Source organism: Pseudomonas sp. MF6755, assembly GCF_016405635.1.
Lineage (GTDB): Bacteria > Pseudomonadota > Gammaproteobacteria > Pseudomonadales > Pseudomonadaceae > Aquipseudomonas > Aquipseudomonas haemolytica.
This window is the reverse complement of sequence record NZ_JAEKDA010000004.1, coordinates 82,418-100,138: the sequence shown is the minus strand read 5'-3', so window position 1 is coordinate 100,138 and position 17,721 is coordinate 82,418. Positions and strand designations below refer to the sequence as shown.

At 60.1% G+C, this 17,721-nt stretch carries 17 protein-coding genes; 10 read left to right on the top strand and 7 right to left on the bottom strand.

The window, feature by feature from the left end; all coding sequences use genetic code 11:
* Positions 1-157 precede the first annotated feature (157 nt).
* The 8 genes from amaA (at position 158) to JFT66_RS06075 (ending at position 9,519) form a co-directional block, all read left to right on the top strand.
* Positions 158-1,441, top strand: coding sequence for an L-pipecolate oxidase (gene amaA / locus JFT66_RS06110; RefSeq protein WP_198858976.1), 1,284 nt, complete (start codon positions 158-160; stop codon positions 1,439-1,441).
* 374 nt (positions 1,442-1,815) lie between these two features.
* Entirely contained in the window at positions 1,816-2,952 is a 1,137-nt protein-coding gene (locus JFT66_RS06105; RefSeq protein WP_153871523.1) for a branched-chain amino acid ABC transporter substrate-binding protein, read from the top strand.
* Positions 2,953-3,153: 201 nt separating this feature from the next.
* Positions 3,154-4,068 carry an ABC transporter permease subunit gene (locus JFT66_RS06100; protein ID WP_003236186.1) on the top strand — a complete coding sequence of 305 codons (915 nt, stop codon included), beginning with the start codon at positions 3,154-3,156 and terminating at the stop codon, positions 4,066-4,068.
* Between the two features lie 2 nt (positions 4,069-4,070).
* Positions 4,071-5,348 carry a high-affinity branched-chain amino acid ABC transporter permease LivM gene (gene livM / locus JFT66_RS06095; protein WP_153871522.1) on the top strand — a complete coding sequence of 426 codons (1,278 nt, stop codon included), beginning with the start codon at positions 4,071-4,073 and terminating at the stop codon, positions 5,346-5,348.
* Positions 5,345-6,220, top strand: coding sequence for an ABC transporter ATP-binding protein (locus tag JFT66_RS06090; protein WP_034117469.1), 876 nt, complete (start codon positions 5,345-5,347; stop codon positions 6,218-6,220). Before livM ends, JFT66_RS06090 begins: the two co-directional genes overlap by 4 nt.
* Positions 6,217-6,933, top strand: a complete 717-nt coding sequence (locus tag JFT66_RS06085) for an ABC transporter ATP-binding protein (protein ID WP_005784287.1) — start codon at positions 6,217-6,219, stop codon at positions 6,931-6,933. Before JFT66_RS06090 ends, JFT66_RS06085 begins: the two co-directional genes overlap by 4 nt.
* A gap of 779 nt (positions 6,934-7,712) precedes the next feature.
* The gene (locus JFT66_RS06080) at positions 7,713-8,477 is read left to right on the top strand and encodes an SDR family oxidoreductase (RefSeq protein ID WP_034117471.1); all 765 of its coding nucleotides are present in this window, start codon (positions 7,713-7,715) and stop codon (positions 8,475-8,477) included.
* A gap of 136 nt (positions 8,478-8,613) precedes the next feature.
* Entirely contained in the window at positions 8,614-9,519 is a 906-nt protein-coding gene (locus JFT66_RS06075; RefSeq protein WP_034117472.1) for a cation diffusion facilitator family transporter, read from the top strand.
* 119 nt (positions 9,520-9,638) lie between these two features.
* Here JFT66_RS06075 and JFT66_RS06070 read toward each other — a convergent pair whose 3' ends face one another.
* From JFT66_RS06070 to ureE, 5 genes are all read right to left on the bottom strand, one after another.
* A complete protein-coding gene (locus JFT66_RS06070; protein WP_153838750.1) occupies positions 9,639-10,748 on the bottom strand; it encodes an AGE family epimerase/isomerase in 1,110 nt (369 codons plus the stop codon).
* A gap of 127 nt (positions 10,749-10,875) precedes the next feature.
* Positions 10,876-11,448: a HupE/UreJ family protein gene (locus tag JFT66_RS06065; RefSeq protein ID WP_198858975.1), complete on the bottom strand. Its 573-nt coding sequence runs from the start codon at positions 11,446-11,448 to the stop codon at positions 10,876-10,878.
* 22 nt (positions 11,449-11,470) lie between these two features.
* On the bottom strand, positions 11,471-12,085 hold the full coding sequence (gene ureG, locus JFT66_RS06060) for an urease accessory protein UreG (RefSeq protein ID WP_198858974.1): 615 nt from the start codon (positions 12,083-12,085) through the stop codon (positions 11,471-11,473).
* 24 nt (positions 12,086-12,109) lie between these two features.
* A complete protein-coding gene (locus JFT66_RS06055) occupies positions 12,110-12,784 on the bottom strand; it encodes an urease accessory protein UreF (RefSeq protein WP_198858973.1) in 675 nt (224 codons plus the stop codon).
* Positions 12,781-13,281, bottom strand: coding sequence for an urease accessory protein UreE (ureE, locus tag JFT66_RS06050; protein WP_034117476.1), 501 nt, complete (start codon positions 13,279-13,281; stop codon positions 12,781-12,783). The genes JFT66_RS06055 and ureE overlap by 4 nt, the downstream gene beginning before the upstream one ends.
* Positions 13,282-13,621: 340 nt before the next feature.
* Here ureE and JFT66_RS06045 point away from each other — a divergent pair, with 340 nt between their 5' ends.
* Positions 13,622-14,128, top strand: coding sequence for a C40 family peptidase (locus JFT66_RS06045; protein WP_034117477.1), 507 nt, complete (start codon positions 13,622-13,624; stop codon positions 14,126-14,128).
* A 5-nt stretch (positions 14,129-14,133) separates the two neighbouring features.
* Here the strand turns inward: JFT66_RS06045 and JFT66_RS06040 are convergent, their stop codons facing one another.
* Together JFT66_RS06040 and JFT66_RS06035 are read right to left on the bottom strand one after the other, a co-directional pair.
* The gene (locus JFT66_RS06040) at positions 14,134-14,766 is read right to left on the bottom strand and encodes a TetR family transcriptional regulator (RefSeq protein WP_005784300.1); all 633 of its coding nucleotides are present in this window, start codon (positions 14,764-14,766) and stop codon (positions 14,134-14,136) included.
* A 151-nt stretch (positions 14,767-14,917) separates the two neighbouring features.
* Positions 14,918-15,238: a hypothetical protein gene (locus JFT66_RS06035; RefSeq protein WP_034117478.1), complete on the bottom strand. Its 321-nt coding sequence runs from the start codon at positions 15,236-15,238 to the stop codon at positions 14,918-14,920.
* Positions 15,239-15,595: 357 nt separating this feature from the next.
* Here JFT66_RS06035 and JFT66_RS06030 point away from each other — a divergent pair, with 357 nt between their 5' ends.
* Positions 15,596-17,662: an AsmA family protein gene (locus JFT66_RS06030; protein ID WP_034117479.1), complete on the top strand. Its 2,067-nt coding sequence runs from the start codon at positions 15,596-15,598 to the stop codon at positions 17,660-17,662.
* The last annotated feature ends 59 nt before the right edge of the window (positions 17,663-17,721 follow it).

Sequence of the window (17,721 nt, the reverse complement as noted above, 5' to 3'; positions counted from 1 at the left end):
GGTCAAAATGTGGGAGGGGGCTTGCTCCCGATGGCGGCGTGTCAGTCAGCAGATGTACAACTGATCCACCGCTATCGGGAGCAAGCCCCCTCCCACATGTGATTGGGTTCACAACTTAAAAAATAGCTGTTTGTTAGGTCCTCTACGGAGTCTGGCAATGCCTTTACGCGAAACATGTTTATGGGAACAGCTCACCCCAGGCCGCCCGGATCGCGCTGCGCTCAAGGGCGCGATCAAGGTGGATGTGTGCGTGATCGGCGCCGGCATTACCGGCCTGTCGGCGGCCATTCACCTGCTGGAGCAGGGTAAAAGCGTTGCCGTGCTGGAGGCCCATCGCACCGGCCATGGCGGTTCGGGGCGTAACGTCGGGTTGGTCAATGCCGGCATGTGGATCCCGCCAGACGAGATCGAAGCCGGGTTTGGCACGGCGGTTGGCAGCCAGCTCAACCGCATGTTGGGCGCGGCGCCGTCTCTGGTGTTCAGCCTGATCGACAAATACAACATCGATTGCCAGTTACGCCGCGAGGGCACCTTGCATATGGCCCACAACGCCCGTGGCGAAGCGGACTTGCGCAGCCGTGAGGAGCAATGGAAGCGCCGTGGCGCGCCGGTTGAGTTACTGACCGGCCAGGCGTGCGAGCAAGCCACAGGCACCAGGAAAATCGCCGCCGCATTGCTGGATCGACGTGCCGGCACCTTGAACCCCATGGCCTACACCACGGGCTTGGCAAATGCCGCCGCAGGGTTGGGCGGGCAGTTGTTCGACCATTCCCCGGTCACCCAGCTTGAGCGCCAAGGTGCCGACTGGTCGGTACAGACCGCCGAGGGCGCGGTGCAGGCCGCGCAGGTGGTGATCGCCTCCAATGCCTACACCGAAGGCGAATGGACCGAGCTGCGGCGTAACTTCTTTCCCGGCTATTACTACCAGGTGGCGTCGGCGCCAATGACTGATGCAGCCGCCGGGCAGATCCTCCCCGGCGGCCAGGGCTCGTGGGATACGCGTCAGGTACTGAGCAGCATCCGTCGTGATGCCGATGGCCGCCTGTTGCTGGGTAGCCTGGGCAACGGCAACCAGAAACCGGCCTGGTTTCTCAAGGCGTGGGCCGATCGGGTGCAACAGCACTACTTCCCCTACCTCAAATCGGTGCAATGGGAATGCACCTGGACCGGCTGCATCGCGTTTACCCCCGACCACCTGATGCGCCTGTTCGAGCCGGCCCCTGGCCTGGTGGCGGTCACCGGCTATAACGGGCGTGGCGTGACCACCGGCAGCGTGGTGGGCAAGGCGTTTGCCGACTATCTGTGTCACCAGGACCCCCAGGCGCTGCCGATCCCCTTTGCCCCCATGCAACCGTTGGTCGGGGCGGGCATGCGCAGTTGCCTGTATGAAGCCGGGTTCTCGCTGTATCACGCCGGGCAATGCCTGAGGATCGTGATCTGATCAGCGAAATACCTGTCAGAAGCCTGCATTTTCTTAGCAGGCTACCCATCTGTATTGGTGCAAGTTGTAGCAATCACGCACTGTAAATGTGCAGTTCCGTTACGCACATTGTTACAGGTGTAGGAACTGTCGTTTATCCCTCCGGTTGCAGGTGCGACCCGCCAGGGTTGTACTTTTTTGATCCGCTGGTTGCACCCACACACGCTAGACGGTTGCACGTCCTGGCAAAAGGCGTCGAAACGCCTGTAATAACAATGACACCGTGTCTTTTTGAAGAATAAAAACGTAATGGCACGCGGCTTGCTCTGAGCTTTCGGTGAAAGGTTTGAATGCAAGTTGTCGTGCCAAAAATCAAAAATATCGGAGCACCACTCATGTCCCAGACGTTTTACAAGAAAGGTTTTCTGGCCCTCGCCGTTGCAGCGGCGCTGGGTGTTTCAACGTTTGTTCAAGCTGATGTGAAGATTGGTGTGGCGGGCCCGATGACGGGCGCCAACGCCGCTTTCGGTGAGCAGTACATGAAGGGTGCCCAGGCGGCAGCCGACGTTATCAACAAGGCCGGTGGCATCAACGGCGAGCAGATCAAGCTGGTCGCCGGCGATGACGCCTGCGAACCCAAGCAAGCCGTGGCCGTGGCCAACCGCCTGGCGGACCAGGACAAAGTGATCGGTGTGGTCGGGCACTTCTGCTCGTCGAACACCATCCCGGCGTCTGAGGTCTACGACGAAGCCGGCATCATCGCCATCACCCCAGGCTCCACCAACCCACAAGTGACCGAACGCGGCCTGGGCGCGATGTTCCGCATGTGCGGGCGTGACGACCAGCAAGGCATCGTCGCTGGCGACTACATCGTCGACGTGCTCAAGGGCAAGAAAGTCGCAGTCATCAACGACAAGGACACCTACGGCAAAGGCTTGGCCGACGCCACCGCTGCCCAGTTGACCAAGCGCGGCGTCAAGCCGGTGCTGGAAGAAGGCCTGACCCGCGGCGAGAAAGACTTCAGCGCGCTGGTCACCAAGATCCGCTCCCTGGGCGCCGACGTCGTGTACTTCGGCGGCTTGCATCCGGAAGCCGGCCCGTTGGTGCGCCAGATCCGTGAAGCCGGTTTGAAAGACGTCAAGTTCATGTCCGATGACGGCGTGGTGACCGACGAACTGGTGGCAACTGCCGGTGGTGCGCAGTACGTGGATGGCGTGTACATGACCTTCGGCGCCGACCCGCGCCTGCTGCCCGACAGCAAGGCGGTGGTGGAGCAATTCCGCAAAGCCGGCGTAGAGCCTGAAGGCTACACGTTGTACGCCTACGCCTCGATCCAGGCCCTGGCCGCTGGCTTCAACGGTGCCAAGTCCAACAAGGGCGAAGACGCTGCCAAGTGGCTCAAAGCCAACCCTGTCCAGACGGTGATGGGCAAGAAGGAATGGGACGGTAAGGGCGACCTGAAAGTCTCCGACTACGTGGTTTACCAGTGGGACAAGGACGGTAAGTACCACCAGCTGGAAAAACAGAAGTAAGGCTGAGCACCACAGTTTCCATGTGGGAGGGGGCTTGCTCCCGATAGCGCAGTGTCAGCCAACACATGCATGACTGACCCACCGCAATCGGGAGCAAGCCCCCTCCCACAGGGGAGTGGTGTTGTTATTGAGATCTGTTTTTTCCTCCAGAAGCGCCGCACACCGACAGGTGTGCAGGTGCTCACCGCGTGAGATTGCGTTATGGATGGTATTTTCCTGCAGCAACTGGTCAACGGCCTGACCCTCGGGTCGGTCTACGGCCTGATCGCCATCGGCTACACAATGGTCTATGGCATCATCGGCATGATCAACTTCGCCCACGGCGAGGTTTATATGATTTCCGCTTACCTCGCGGCGATCAGTCTGGCACTGCTGGCTTACTTCGGCATCGAATCCTTCCCGCTGCTCATTCTCGGCACCTTGATCTTCACCGTGGTCGTCACCGGCGTTTACGGGTGGGTCATTGAGCGTGTCGCCTACAAACCACTGCGCAACTCCACCCGACTGGCACCGCTGATCAGCGCCATCGGTATTTCCCTGATCCTGCAGAACTATGCGCAGATCGCCCAGGGCGCAAAACAACAAGGCATTCCAACCCTGCTGGCTGGCGCCTGGCGCGTCGATATCGGCAGCGGTTTCGTGCAGCTCACGTACACCAAGGTGTTCATTCTGGTCGCCGCCTTCGCGGGCATGGCCTTGCTGACCTACATCATCAAATACACCAAGCTGGGCCGCATGTGCCGTGCCACCCAGCAAGACCGCAAGATGGCCTCGATCCTGGGCATCAACACCGACCGCGTGATCTCCTACGTGTTCGTCATCGGTGCTGCCATGGCTGCCCTGGCCGGCGTGCTCATTACCCTCAACTACGGCACCTTCGACTTCTATGCCGGCTTCATCATCGGCATCAAGGCATTTACCGCGGCGGTACTCGGCGGCATCGGCTCCCTGCCTGGGGCGATGCTTGGCGGGATCATCCTCGGCATCTCCGAGTCGCTGTTCTCGGGGTTGATCAACTCTGACTACAAAGACGTGTTCAGTTTCTCCCTGCTCGTGGTGATTCTGATTTTCCGTCCCCAGGGCCTGCTTGGTCGCCCACTTGTGGCGAAGGTGTAAACATGTCTGCTGCCAAATCTATCGATATCAAGAAAAGTGTGGTCGATACGGTCCTCGCCGGGCTGATTTCGCTGATCGTGTTCGGCCCCATCGTCGGCGTGGTACTCGACGGCTACAGCTTCAACCTGGAACCGGCCCGTGTGGCTACGTTAGTCGCCATTGTGATGGCCGGCCGCTTTGCCCTCAGCCTGTTCCTGCAAACCCCCAAGGGCGTGAAGATCCTGCAGGGTTTCGAAAGCAGCGGCTCCGGCGTGCACGTGCTGCCACCGGACTACAAGTCGCGGCTGCGCTGGATCATCCCCGCGTTGATCGTGATCGCCATTGTGTTCCCGATCTTCGCCAACAAGTACCTGCTCACTGTGGTCATCCTCGGGCTGATCTACGTGTTGCTGGGCCTGGGGCTGAACATCGTGGTGGGCCTGGCGGGGCTGCTCGACCTGGGCTACGTGGCGTTCTACGCCATCGGTGCCTACGGCCTGGCGCTGGGTTATCAATACCTCGGCCTGGGCTTCTGGACGGTGCTGCCACTGGCGGCCATCGCGGCGGCGTTGGCGGGGTGCATACTCGGCTTCCCGGTGCTACGAATGCACGGTGACTACCTGGCCATCGTGACCCTGGGGTTTGGTGAAATCATTCGACTGGTGCTCAACAACTGGCTGTCGTTCACCGGCGGCCCGAACGGTATGCCGGTGCCGTCGCCGACTTTCCTCGGCCTGGAGTTCGGGCGTAAAGCCAAGGAAGGTGGGGTTCCGTTCCACGAATTCTTCGGCCTCGATTACAACCCCAACATCAAATTCATGTTCATCTACATCGTGCTGTTCCTGGTGGTGCTGGCGGTGCTCTACATCAAGCACCGGCTCACGCGCATGCCAGTTGGCCGTGCCTGGGAAGCCTTGCGCGAAGATGAGATCGCCTGCCGCTCCATGGGCCTGAACCACGTACTGGTCAAGCTCTCGGCGTTCACCATCGGTGCGTCCACCGCGGGTTTGGCCGGGGTGTTTTTTGCCAGCTACCAGGGCTTCGTCAACCCGTCGTCGTTTACCTTCTTCGAGTCGGCGTTGATCCTGGCCATCGTGGTGTTGGGCGGCATGGGCTCGACGGTCGGCGTGGTGATCGCGGCGTTCGTACTGACTGTTGCCCCTGAACTGCTGCGCAGCTTCTCCGAATACCGCGTGCTCCTGTTTGGCGTGTTGATGGTGGTGATGATGATCTGGCGACCGCGTGGCTTGATTCGGATCAGCCGAACCGGTGTGACGCCACGCAAGGGGGTCGCGCCATGAGCAAGGAAATTGTCCTCAGCGTGGAACACCTGATGATGCACTTCGGTGGCATCAAGGCCTTGAGCGATGTGAGCCTCAAGGTCGAACGCAACTCGATCTTCGCCCTGATCGGCCCCAACGGCGCCGGCAAGACCACGGTGTTCAACTGCCTCACTGGCTTCTACAAAGCCAGCGGCGGCAAGATCGAACTCAACGTGCGGGGCGAGCAGACCAACGTGATCCAGCTGTTGGGAGAGCGCTTCAAGGCGGTCGACTTCGTGTCGCCGAAAAGCTTCCTCAGCCGCGTGTACTACAAGATGTTCGGCGGTACTCACCTGGTGAACCGCGCCGGCCTGGCACGGACCTTCCAGAACATCCGCCTGTTCAAGGAAATGTCGGTGCTGGAAAACCTGCTGGTGGCCCAACACATGTGGGTCAACCGCAACATGCTCGCCGGCATCCTCAACACCAAGGGTTACCGCAAGGCCGAAAGCGATGCCCTCGACCATGCTTTCTACTGGTTGGAAGTGGTCGACCTGGTGGACTGCGCCAACCGCCTGGCCGGCGAGCTCTCCTACGGCCAGCAGCGCCGCCTGGAAATTGCCCGCGCCATGTGCACCCGGCCGCAGATCATCTGCCTGGACGAACCCGCGGCGGGCCTCAACCCGCAGGAAACCGAAGCCCTCAGCGCGATGATTCGCCTGCTGCGCGACGAACACGACCTTACGGTAGTGCTGATCGAACACGACATGGGCATGGTGATGAGCATTTCCGACCACATCGTGGTGCTGGACCACGGCAACGTGATCGCCGAAGGCGGCCCCGAAGCGATCCGCAACGACCCGAAAGTCATTGCTGCCTACCTGGGCGCGGACGAAGAGGAGTTGGTATGAGTGCACCTATCCTCGAAATGAAGGACCTGGACGTGTTCTACGGCCCGATCCAGGCCCTGAAAAAAGTCTCGCTGCACATCAACGAAGGCGAAACCGTCAGCCTGATCGGCTCCAACGGCGCGGGTAAATCCACGCTGCTGATGTCGATCTTCGGCCAGCCTCGGGCCGAGTCGGGGCAGATCCTCTACAACGGCGTCGACATTACCCACAAGTCGTCTCACTACATCGCCTCCAACGGCATCGCGCAGTCGCCGGAAGGGCGGCGGGTATTCCCCGACATGACCGTCGAGGAAAACCTGCTGATGGGCACCATCCCCATTGGCGACAAGTTCGCCAGCGAGGACATGCAGCGTATGTTCGAGCTGTTCCCACGGCTCAAGGAGCGGCGCAACCAGCGGGCCATGACCATGTCTGGCGGCGAGCAGCAAATGCTCGCCATCGCCCGTGCGCTGATGAGCCGGCCCAAGCTGTTGCTGCTGGACGAGCCGAGCCTGGGCTTGGCGCCGATTGTGGTGAAGCAGATCTTCTCCACCCTGCGCGAGCTGGCGTCCACCGGGATGACTATCTTCTTGGTGGAGCAGAATGCCAACCATGCGCTGCGCTTGTCGGATCGGGCGTACGTGATGGTCAACGGCGAGATTCGCCTGACGGGTACCGGCAAGGAGTTGCTGGTGAACGAGGAAGTGCGCAACGCCTATCTTGGCGGTCACTAACTAGTACTCAGTACCCTGTGGGAGGGGGCTTGCTCCCGATAGCGATTTGTCAGTCAGCACTTCTGAAACTGACACACCGCTATCGTGAGCAAGCCCCCTCCCACATTTGTTTTGTGTGATCCACAAGCGCGTTCTTCAAATTGTGGAAAACAAATCCAGCCACCCTCCAAAGCGCGACATATAGCCGCCGCAAATCCCTGTTTTGTCACAGTTTTGACTTGTCCCCATCCACTGTGGAACCGGCTGTGGGTAACGTGGGAGTAGCTGGCTGTAAGCCTTTAAATACGTGGCTTACAGCGTGGGGGTTGTTTTTTGACCAGCAGCTTTTTCGCGACCCTTCGAGGGGTTTGTCAACCTGTTTAAAGACACAGGTATATGACGGGAATATGTACGCTTAACCTGTGGATAAGTCTGTGACTAAACTCTGGAAAGACCCTCGTAGAGGCCGGAATGACTGGCCTGGAGCCATCGTTGTGTTTTTCCGAATTTGTCAGGGGCTACATATGGCCCTGCCCAGGTCAAGCAAAAAACTTTCTAAAACCGCCTGAAAGCCTTGTACACAGCGGCTCAGAGCTATTTGCACTTGCCCCCAAAGACTGTGGGCGCAGCTGTGGATAACCTGCGCGCATATGGCTGCAAGCCACGGTGTATAAGGCTTTGCCAGGTTTGGTTAAAAATTGATCAGTGAGGCGTGAAGGTGTGTGCATAGCGGTTGCCGCAGAGGCGGCGTAAGGGCATTCTGCTGGCAACTTTTTCCCGATGCCCGCAAGGAGACCACCATGTCCGACACGCTATTTATCACTGGCGCCACTTCAGGTTTCGGCGAAGCCTGTGCCCGTCGTTTTGCCGAAGCCGGTTGGAAACTGGTGCTCACGGGGCGTCGTGCCGAGCGCTTGAACGCCCTGGTCGAAGAGCTTTCCAAGCAGACCGAAGTGCATGGCCTGGTGGTGGACGTGCGGGACCGCAAGGGTATGGAAGAGGCTATCGCCAACCTGCCACCGTCGTTCGCCAAGCTACGTGGCCTCATCAACAATGCCGGCCTGGCCGTGGGCACTGACCCTGCGCCCAAGTGCAACCTCGACGATTGGGAAACCATGGTCGACACCAACATCAAGGGCCTGCTGACCACCACCAACCTGCTGCTGCCGCGCCTGATCGCCCATGGCCGCGGCGCCGGCATCATCAACCTGGGTTCCATCGCTGGTAACTACCCGTACCCGGGCAGCCATGTGTATGGCGGCTCCAAGGCGTTCGTGAAGCAGTTCTCGTTGAACCTGCGCTGCGACCTGCAAGGCACTGGCGTGCGTGTGACCAACATTGAGCCGGGCCTGTGTGAGAGCGAGTTCTCGCTGGTGCGCTTCGGCGGTGATCAGGCGCGTTACGACGCTACTTATGCCGGGGCCGAGCCGATCCAGCCGCAGGACATCGCTGACACGATTTTCTGGGTGATGAATACGCCGGCGCACGTCAATATCAACCGGTTGGAGCTGATGCCGGTGAGTCAAACCTGGGCCGGGTTTGCGATTGAGCGTGGGGCCAAGTAAGGCTTAACACCGCGGCGCAGCCATCGAGGGCAAGCTCCCGATGGCTGCAAATCGGCCAAAAAACAGGCCATAAGGTACACTCCGCTCCTGAAACCCCACCGCACTGTGCGGTTTAAAGGTTTTGACGGGAGGAAATGTGAGTAACCGAGGTGAGCAGGCACTGCTCAAACAATCGACAATCCTGATGTTCGCTGTGGCGATCGCAGGGATTGTCACGGGTGTGATATCTGGCGCCCAATCCATTCTGTTCGACGGCTTTTTCTCGCTGATCGCCACCGCCATCAAGGTGTTGATGCTGATCACGGCCAAGCTGATCGCCAAGAAAAGCAACGAGCGTTTCCAGTTCGGCTATTGGCACCTGGAGCCGATGGTGCTACTGATCGAAGGCAGTTTCCTGTTGCTGATCGCCATCTACGCGTTCCTCAATGGCGTGTTCGGCATTATCAATGGCGGGCGCGAGATCGAGTTGGGGTTGGTGATCATTTATGCGGCGGTGTTTACTGTCGTTGAGTTCGCCTACTTCTTCTATGTGCGCTACCGCAACCGCACGCTCAAGTCGTCGCTGATCCAATTCGACAACATCAGCTGGCTGGTGGACGCGATGCTGTCGGTGGGCCTGTTGATCAGCTTTCTGGCCGCGCTGTTGCTCAAGTCCCAGGGCTATGGCGAGTGGGCGGTGTATGTCGACCCCTTGATCCTGATCCTGCTGGCCCTGAGCATGCTGGCGCCGGCGTTCAAGATCCTGCGCCCGGCGTTGCGCGAAGTATTGGGCATCGCCCCGGACCACTTGGACGACAAGGTGCGCGAAGTGATGGACGCAGCGCAGGCCAAGCATGGTTTCGACGACTACGTCTCCTACGTGCAGAAACACGGGCGGGCGCGGTTTATCGAAATTCATGTGGTGTTGCCTGCGGACTACCCGGTGGATAAGGTCGCCACCCTCGACGGGCTGCGCGAAGAAATATCCACAGGGCTGGGCACGCCGGATGCGGCGCGTTGGTTGACGATCAGTTTTACTGGGGATCGCAAGTGGATTGCGTGAGGCCAAGTAGACCGAGGTGACGCCTTCGCGAGCAAGCCCGCTCCCACATTTAACCGCGTTCTAACTTTGAAATGCGGTCGAATGTGGGAGCGGGCTTGCTCGCGAAGAGGCCTTGAGGGTCACCCAAGATGCTTGATCAAACCCTGATAGCAGGTCGCCAAGTGATACGGCGTAGTCGATGGCATGTCCCGTCGACTCACCGTGCCCTGGGTATCCAGGCATTCATGCCAACCCTTTGCATGCAGGAAGTGCTGTTGCAACGCCAGCAACTGGCGCTGCAACGCCGCTTCACTGCCCGGCCGCAAGGTCAGCGCTCGCAGGTACTCGGCCTGGGCCCAGATGCGTTGGGTGCCGTCGCGCACCGTGCCATCCAGTGCGAGCATGCCGCTGACCGCACCGCTCAACTTATCCACACCCGTTTGTTCGGCATAGGCAAATGCCCGCGTCAGCGATGCATGCAGCGGTGTGCCGCGCAGTACATCTGACGATTCCAGCAAAAAGAACCATTCGAACTGGTGCCCCGGCTCAAACCAGTTATCCACAGCGCCCACGGGTTTTTCCATCATCACGCCATGCTCGCGGTCGATGAAGCGTTGCTGCATGGCCGTCGCCAATGCCAGCAGGGCCGCCTGTACGTCGGCATCTTCACGCACCGCAAGGGTGGCAAGGAAACCTTCGGCCAGGTGCATCAACGGGTTTTGCAACGGCCCGGAATCCAGAGAGGTCCAGTTACGCTCCAGCACGGCTTCATAAAGGTCATCGCCCGTGGCAAAGCGCTGGGCGACGACTTCCAAGGCGGCATTGAGCACCGATTCCACCAACGGTTCACGCACCTTGGCCCAGTAATGGGCACAGGCAAAGATGATGAAGGCGTGGGTGTAGAGGTCTTTGCGTTTGTCCAGCGGTTGGCCGGTGGGGTCGACGCTGTAGAACCAGCCACCGTGCTCGGCATCGTGGAAGTGCCGTTGCAGGGAACGGAACAGCGCCGCCGCGCGTTCTTCGGCAAAGGCCGCGCCGGGCTCACCGATCAGGCTGGCGAACAGGTACAACTGCCGGGCGCAGGCCATGGCGCGATAGCGTTGCGGGGGGAGTGGCTGGTGGTCGGCGTCCAGTGCCTCGAAGGGCAGTGCCAGGTCGGCATTCCAGCCTGGGCCTTGCCAGAGGGGCACGATCAGGTCGTGGAAGTGCGTGAGCACGGTGTTCAAAGCGGGCTGAGAAGCGATGGGCATTGGCTGGCGTCGTCACGGCAGGGGTGTAGGCGCGCATGGTAGCAGATGAGGGCAGCTCTAAGTTTTCAGCTGCAAGCGGCAAGTAAAAGCCGAGCTGCCCTTACTTGTCGCTTGCAGCTTGTCACTTTTAGCTGGCGAGCAACCAAACCCCAGTCGCCGCCGAAGCCGCCCCAGCCACCCGCACCAACGGCGCCGCAGCAACCGGCAGAAAGCGCACCACCGCATAACCGGCGGCATGCAATACCGCGGTCGCACCGACAAACCCAGCGGCATACGCCCAAGGGCTGGACATGTCTGGCAGTTCCAAACCATGGGCAACACCATGGAACAACGCAAACAACGCCGTGGCACCCACGGCCAGGAACAGTGGCGGACGCACCGCCAGTGCCACCGCCAGGCCCAGCGCCAGCACCGACGCGGCAATCCCGCTCTCCAGCGCCGGTAATTGCAGCCCTTCAAAACCGAGCATGCCGCCGATCAGCATGGTGCCGACAAAGGTGCACGGCAGGGCCCAGCGCGCGGCGCCGTTCTGTTGGGCAGCCCAGAGGCCGACCGCAACCATGGCCAGCAAGTGATCGAGACCGCCCAGCGGGTGGCTGATACCGGCCACCAGGCCATTGTCGCCGTGGCCCGGATGGGCGAACGCCAGGGCGGGGGCGAGCAGCAGCGCGGCGGCGGCGAGAAGTTTGTTGAGGCTCATGGACAGGTTCCTTATGGGTTGATCAGGCGGCGTTCAGCAAGCCCTGGCGTTCGATGAACGCGACGATGTCATCCAGGCCGACCCCGGTTTTCTGGTTGCTGAACACAAAAGGTTTGCCGTTGCGCATGCGTTGGGTGTCGCTGTTCATCAGTTCCAGCGAAGCGCCCACCAGTGGGGCCAGGTCGATCTTGTTGATCACCAGCAGGTCGGATTTGCAAATTCCGGGCCCGCCCTTGCGTGGCAGCTTGTCGCCGGCGGAGACATCGATCACATAGATGGTCAGGTCCGACAGCTCCGGGCTGAAGGTGGCCGACAGGTTGTCACCGCCGGACTCCACCAGGATCAGGTCCAGGCCAGGGAAGCGGCGGTTGAGTTGGTCAACGGCCTCCAGGTTGATCGAGGCATCTTCGCGAATCGCCGTGTGCGGGCAGCCGCCGGTCTCCACGCCGATGATGCGCTCCGGCGCCAGGGCCTGGTTGCGCACCAGGAAATCGGCATCTTCGCGGGTATAGATATCGTTGGTAACGACCGCCAGGTTGTAGCGATCGCGCAGGGCCAGGCACAGGGCCAGGGTCAGGGCGGTCTTGCCAGAGCCCACCGGGCCGCCGATTCCAACGCGCAGGGGTTGAGTGTTCATGTGTTTCTCCAAAATTAAGTGCTCCTAGGAGCGGAACAGGCGGCTGTACTGGCGCTCGTGGGCCATGCACGCCAGGGACAGGCCGAAGGCGGCGCTGCCCAAATGCTGGGGGGCGATGCGGCCGGCGTCCTGCTGGGCTTGTTGCAGCAGCGGTTGCAGTTCGCTGGTCAGGCGCTGGGCGGCTTGCTGGCCCAGTGGCAGGGTTTTCATCAATACCGCGAGTTGGTTTTCCAGCCAGCTCCAGAGCCATGCGGCGAGGGCGTCGTCGGGACTGATGTGCCAGGCTCGAGCGGCCAGCGCCCAGCCAAGAGCCAGGTGCGGTTCGCCGCGCTGTTCAAGAAACTCACGGGCGGCGCTGTCCAGTTCCGGCAAGCCATTGAGCAGTTGTTGCAGGGAATAGCCCATCTGCCGGCTCTCCTGATGCAGCTCGCGGGTCTCACGGCTGGCGCGGTGTTCTTCGCACAGCTGCGCCAGTTGCACCCAATCCTGGTCGACGGCGGCGCGGCAATGGGCGAGCAGCAGCGGCGCTTCGAAACGCGCAAGGTTGAGCAGCAACTGATCACTGATCCAGCGCCGGGCACTCGGCGCATCCTGCACGCGGCCGTTCTCCACGGCCATTTCCAGACCTTGGGAATAGCTGTAGCCGCCAATCGGCAGTTGCGGACTGGCCAGGCGCAACAGCGCCCAGGCTGGGTTCATATACGCACGCCGAACTGATGCAGCTTGGGCGGGTAGTTGAAGTCTTCGTCACCCTGGCGCGAATGATGATGGCCACCGCCGTAGGCGCCGTGTTCCGGTTGGAACGGCGCCTCGATGGTCTGCGCATCGGCGCCCAACTGTTCAAGCATGGCCTTGAGCACATAGTCATCGAGCAGGCGCAGCCAGCCGTCGCCGACCTGCAGCGCTACATGGCGGTTGCCGAGGTGATAGGCGGCGCGGGTCAGCTCAAACGCGTTGCGGCAAGTGACGTGAAGCAGTTGTTCAGGTCGGGCACGAACACGTACGACACGTCCGTCTTCTGCTTGTAGGAATTCGCCATCGTGTAGTGGCGGCTGCCCACGCTCCAGAAATAGGCCGACGTCTTCACCGTCGGCACTGAAACAGCGCAGGCGGCTTTTGCTGCGCGCTTCAAAATTCAGCAGCAATTCGGCGGCCCAGAGGGCTTGGGGGGCGATTCGGCGGTGGATCACCAGCATCAGAGAGCTTCCAGCTGTGAGCGATGAAAGACCTAGAGCAAGGGTCTTGCCAATCACGGGATTGAGTAGGAATTCCCTGACGGGATGTACAGGAATGCTACCCAAGAGGGCATCAGATAATTCTCTATGCGTATCAATTTGGTGCGTTGCGGAATTTATAGCACTGGAGCGGGGCGTTTTTCGTTGAGGGATGCTCTTGGTATGATGAAATTTCTTTCATCATTTTCTTGTTGATGCTTTTTCGGATTTGTCCTACGCGCGATCAGGATTTGGCGTTCATGAAACTACCTGAAGTTTATTTAGGCTGTGCGCCCTGTTTAATTCCACCGCGACGTTCATTATGTTTCGATCAATTTTTTGTATATGCCTTGTCAGCCTGACCTTCTTTATTTCGTCGGCATCGGCCAACTTTCAGCCCCGCGCAACCCTCGGAACTTCACTGCAAGGCATCAAGCCTGCTTCCATCGACGACGTTATCGATCGCGCCCATGAGTTGCTGGGTACACCTTACAAATGGGGTGGCACGTCAGCGGAGCAGGGCTTTGATTGCAGCAGTTTCCTTGTTTACCTGTTCAAGACCGAAGCCAACCTGCTGATTCCCCGCACGACAGCGGCCATGCACCGCTCTACGGCGGCAACTATTAAGCGCAGCGCGTTGAAGCCCGGAGATGCAGTGTTTTTCAAAGGCAACGGGCGCGGCCAAGTCAGCCATGTCGGCTTGTATATCGGCAAAGGCCAATTCATCCATTCGCCGCGTACAGGCAAAAGTATCCGTATCGATTCATTGAGCAACAGCTACTGGAACAAGCACTACACGACCGCCAAGCGCTTCCATACGGCGGGTTGAGCGGCTTATTCGGTGCTGCCAAGGCCTTGCCAATGCTTGAGGCCGATAAAGATAAAGCGCAGTTGTTGGGTGATTTTCGCCTGGGGCGTGAGGTGGGCCGGCAGGGCATGGGCCGGTGGGTCGATGATATCGGGCAGGGTGGCGAACACGCTTTTGACGATCAGGTCGGCCATCACATGCAAGCCTTCCGCGTCCAGGTGCTGCAGTTTTGGCATCAGCGTCAGGTCGGCCGCCAGGTCGCGGGTGATGTCTTCGCGCAGGGCGCCGATGGCTTGGCGTACGGCCAGGCAACCGCCGTACTGCTCACGGGCCAGGAACAGGAATTGCGAGCGGTTGGCCGAGACCACATCGAGGAAGATGCGCACGGACGCATCAATAATGCCGCCCATTACAAACTCGTTGTGGCGCACCAGGCGAATCGTAGCGCGGAAGGTCTGGCCGACTTCGCTGACCAATACCAGCCCGAGCTGGTCCATGTCGGCAAAATGGCGATAGAAACCGGTGGGCACGATACCTGCCGTCTTCGCCACTTCGCGCAGGCTCAGGCTGCCAAACCCACGGCCACACTCCATCAGATGGCGGGCTGCGTCCATCAAGGCGAGGCGAGTCTGTTGCTTCTGTTCGGCGCGGGGCAGCATGAGCGGATGGGCTTTGTCAGCGAGTACAGCGACGCACTCTAGCAAAAGCGCTTTGCCGGCGTCGAACTTGACAGGGGCGAGGCGTGACGCGGTCTATATAAAAGCAAAAGCCCGATCGACAGATCGGGCTTTTTTCTGGGCCACCACGGGCTTAGCTCTGGGCTTGATGCAGTTCTTGCAGACGGTCGGCACCGCCTTCAGCAACGCCTTCGGTGTAAGCGCGTTTGTTGGCTTGTTCAGCACCGCCTTCTACCAAGCCTTTCTCTTGCAGGCGGTTGAAGCCATTTTCAGCCACGGCACCTTTGGCATAGTCACGGTTTTCGTCTTCTTGCGAACCGCTGCGAGCCACGGTCTGGCTAATTTGTACGGCTTGGGCTTTATTCTGTGGGGTGGCCTGTTCGGCGGCTGGCAGGGCAAAAGCGCTGGAAGCCAGGACGGATAACAGGACGGTAGCGAGTAATTGGCGTTTCATGATGGTTGCTCCTTGGGAGGGCGATAAAGTGGGTACAGGGCTAATGCTACTCTTGATAAGTCGATATAAAAGTTCATAAACACAATGGTAATAATCAACAGAATTGATTGTTCCCTCCGGAGGCTCTAGAACGAGCCTCTCAAGCACGCGGTTTTGCACCGGGGTGGGTATTTTCGACACGAACCTGGGTAACAATGGTGCGCCGTTGATGATCAGAAGCTGTCTGTTCGATCAGGAAAGTGGCTTTTTGCGACTAAATCGGCCATCGGGTTAAACCCCCGGGCGGTTTGCCAGTCGTAGTTTTATAGGCTGCTCTTTAGGGGTAGCTCAGCCAGTCGTATTCAGGAGTCCTGTGCAATGACGCGCACTCGTAAAATCGTCGCTTGGAGCTGCGCCAGCTTCGTTCTGTTAATCGCCATCGTGGTACTGGTCCTGTTCTTCTTCGACTGGAACCGCATCAAGCCGCCACTCAATGCCAAAGTCTCCGAAGAGCTGCACCGCCCGTTCGCCATCAACGGCAACCTTGCGGTGGTGTGGCAGCGTGAACCGGATGAAGGCGGCTGGCGCGCCTGGGTGCCGTGGCCCCATGTGATCGCCGAAGACCTGACCCTGGGCAACCCCGACTGGTCGAAGCAACCGCAAATGGTCACGCTTAAAAAGGTCGAGCTGCGTATTTCACCCCTGGCCTTGCTGGTACAACGCGTGGTGATCCCGCGGATCGACCTCACTGAACCGAGTGCCCAGTTGCAGCGCCTGGCCGATGGCCGCGCCAACTGGACCTTCAAGTTCGACCCCAAAGACCCCGACGCCGAACCCTCCAACTGGGTGGTGGACATCGGCGCCATCGGTTTCGACAAGGGCCATGTGACCCTCGACGATCAAACCCTCAAGACTCAACTCGATGTGATCATCGACCCGCTGGGCAAACCGATCCCGTTCGGCGAAATCGTCGGCGACGCCGATGCCAGGAAAGCCCTGGAAAAAGGCTCGGCGCCCCAGGACTACGCGTTCGGCCTTAAGGTCAAAGGCCAATACCACGGCCAGAAACTCGCCGGCACCGGCAAGATTGGCGGCCTGCTTGCCTTGCAGGACGCGGCCAAGCCGTTCCCGCTGCAAGCCCAAGTGAAAGTCGCCGACACCAGCATCGCCCTGGCCGGCACCCTGACTGACCCGCTGAACCTCGGCGCCCTGGACCTGCGCCTGAAACTCTCGGGCAGCAGCCTGGGTAACCTGTACCCGCTGACCGGCGTCACCTTGCCGGACTCGCCGGCCTACTCCACCGATGGTCATCTGATCGCCAAGCTGCATGAAGCCAGCGGCGCCTCATTCCGCTACGAAAACTTCAACGGCAAGATCGGCAACAGTGATATCCACGGCGACCTGGCCTATGTCGCCAGCCAGCCACGGCCCAAGCTCAGCGGCGCGCTGGTGTCCAACCAACTGCTGATGACTGACCTGGCGCCGTTGATCGGTGCCGACTCCAACGCCAAGCAAAAAGCCCGGGGCGGTGAAAGCAAACAGCCAGCGACCAAAGTGCTGCCGGTTGAAGAGTTCCGCACCGAGCGCTGGCGCGAAATGGATGCCGACGTGGAGTTCACCGGCAAGCGCATCGTGCACAGTGCCGACTTGCCCTTCACCGACCTTTACACCCACTTGGTACTCAACGACGGCCAACTGAGCCTCGAACCCCTGCGCTTCGGCGTGGCCGGCGGCAAGCTCGATGCGCAGATTCGCTTGAACGGCCGCACTACGCCGATGGAAGGCCGCGCCAAACTGACGGCGCGCAACTTCAAGCTCAAGCAGTTGTTCCCGACCTTTGAACCGATGAAAACCAGCTTTGGTGAACTCAACGGCGACGCCGATATTTCCGGGCGCGGCAATTCCGTCGCAGCGCTGCTCGGCACTTCCAATGGTGACCTGAAGATGCTGATCAACGACGGCGCCATCAGCCGTGGCCTGATGGAAATCGCCGGGCTCAACGTCGGCAACTACGTGGTGGGCCGCCTGTTCGGCGACAAGGAAGTGAAGATCAACTGCGCGGCGGCGGATTTCGGCATCAAGACGGGCCTGGCGACCACGCGGTTGTTTGTGTTCGATACCGAGAACGCCATCATCTACATCGACGGCACCGCGAACATGGCCACGGAGCAGTTGGACCTGACCATCACGCCCGAGTCCAAGGGCTTTCGCTTGTTTTCGCTGCGCTCGCCGCTGTACGTCAATGGGCCGTTTATCAAACCCAATGCTGGCGTGAAGGCCATCCCGCTGGCACTGCGTGGCGCTGGCATGGTTGCCCTGGGCATTATCGCCGGCCCGGCTGCCGGCCTCCTGGCGCTGGTGGCACCGAGCGGCGATGAGCCGAATCAGTGCGCACCCTTGCTGCAACAGATGAAGGAAGGCAAGGCGCCTAAGACCGTCAAGTAACTAACTGACTGCGCCTGAAAGCAAATGTGGGAGGGGGCTGCTGCCCCCTCCCACATGGG

Coding starts and splice junctions, on each gene's coding strand:
- JFT66_RS06035 (WP_034117478.1), bottom strand. CDS start 15,238: ATGAAACGCCAATTACTCGCTACCGTCCTGTTATCCGTCCTGGCTTCC.
- amaA (WP_198858976.1), top strand. CDS start 158: ATGCCTTTACGCGAAACATGTTTATGGGAACAGCTCACCCCAGGCCGC.
- JFT66_RS06070 (WP_153838750.1), bottom strand. CDS start 10,748: ATGCCCATCGCTTCTCAGCCCGCTTTGAACACCGTGCTCACGCACTTC.
- JFT66_RS06105 (WP_153871523.1), top strand. CDS start 1,816: ATGTCCCAGACGTTTTACAAGAAAGGTTTTCTGGCCCTCGCCGTTGCA.
- livM (WP_153871522.1), top strand. CDS start 4,071: ATGTCTGCTGCCAAATCTATCGATATCAAGAAAAGTGTGGTCGATACG.
- JFT66_RS06085 (WP_005784287.1), top strand. CDS start 6,217: ATGAGTGCACCTATCCTCGAAATGAAGGACCTGGACGTGTTCTACGGC.
- JFT66_RS06040 (WP_005784300.1), bottom strand. CDS start 14,766: ATGCTGCCCCGCGCCGAACAGAAGCAACAGACTCGCCTCGCCTTGATG.
- JFT66_RS06080 (WP_034117471.1), top strand. CDS start 7,713: ATGTCCGACACGCTATTTATCACTGGCGCCACTTCAGGTTTCGGCGAA.
- JFT66_RS06055 (WP_198858973.1), bottom strand. CDS start 12,784: ATGAACCCAGCCTGGGCGCTGTTGCGCCTGGCCAGTCCGCAACTGCCG.
- JFT66_RS06090 (WP_034117469.1), top strand. CDS start 5,345: ATGAGCAAGGAAATTGTCCTCAGCGTGGAACACCTGATGATGCACTTC.
- JFT66_RS06030 (WP_034117479.1), top strand. CDS start 15,596: ATGACGCGCACTCGTAAAATCGTCGCTTGGAGCTGCGCCAGCTTCGTT.
- ureE (WP_034117476.1), bottom strand. CDS start 13,281: ATGCTGGTGATCCACCGCCGAATCGCCCCCCAAGCCCTCTGGGCCGCC.
- JFT66_RS06100 (WP_003236186.1), top strand. CDS start 3,154: ATGGATGGTATTTTCCTGCAGCAACTGGTCAACGGCCTGACCCTCGGG.
- ureG (WP_198858974.1), bottom strand. CDS start 12,085: ATGAACACTCAACCCCTGCGCGTTGGAATCGGCGGCCCGGTGGGCTCT.
- JFT66_RS06045 (WP_034117477.1), top strand. CDS start 13,622: ATGTTTCGATCAATTTTTTGTATATGCCTTGTCAGCCTGACCTTCTTT.
- JFT66_RS06065 (WP_198858975.1), bottom strand. CDS start 11,448: ATGAGCCTCAACAAACTTCTCGCCGCCGCCGCGCTGCTGCTCGCCCCC.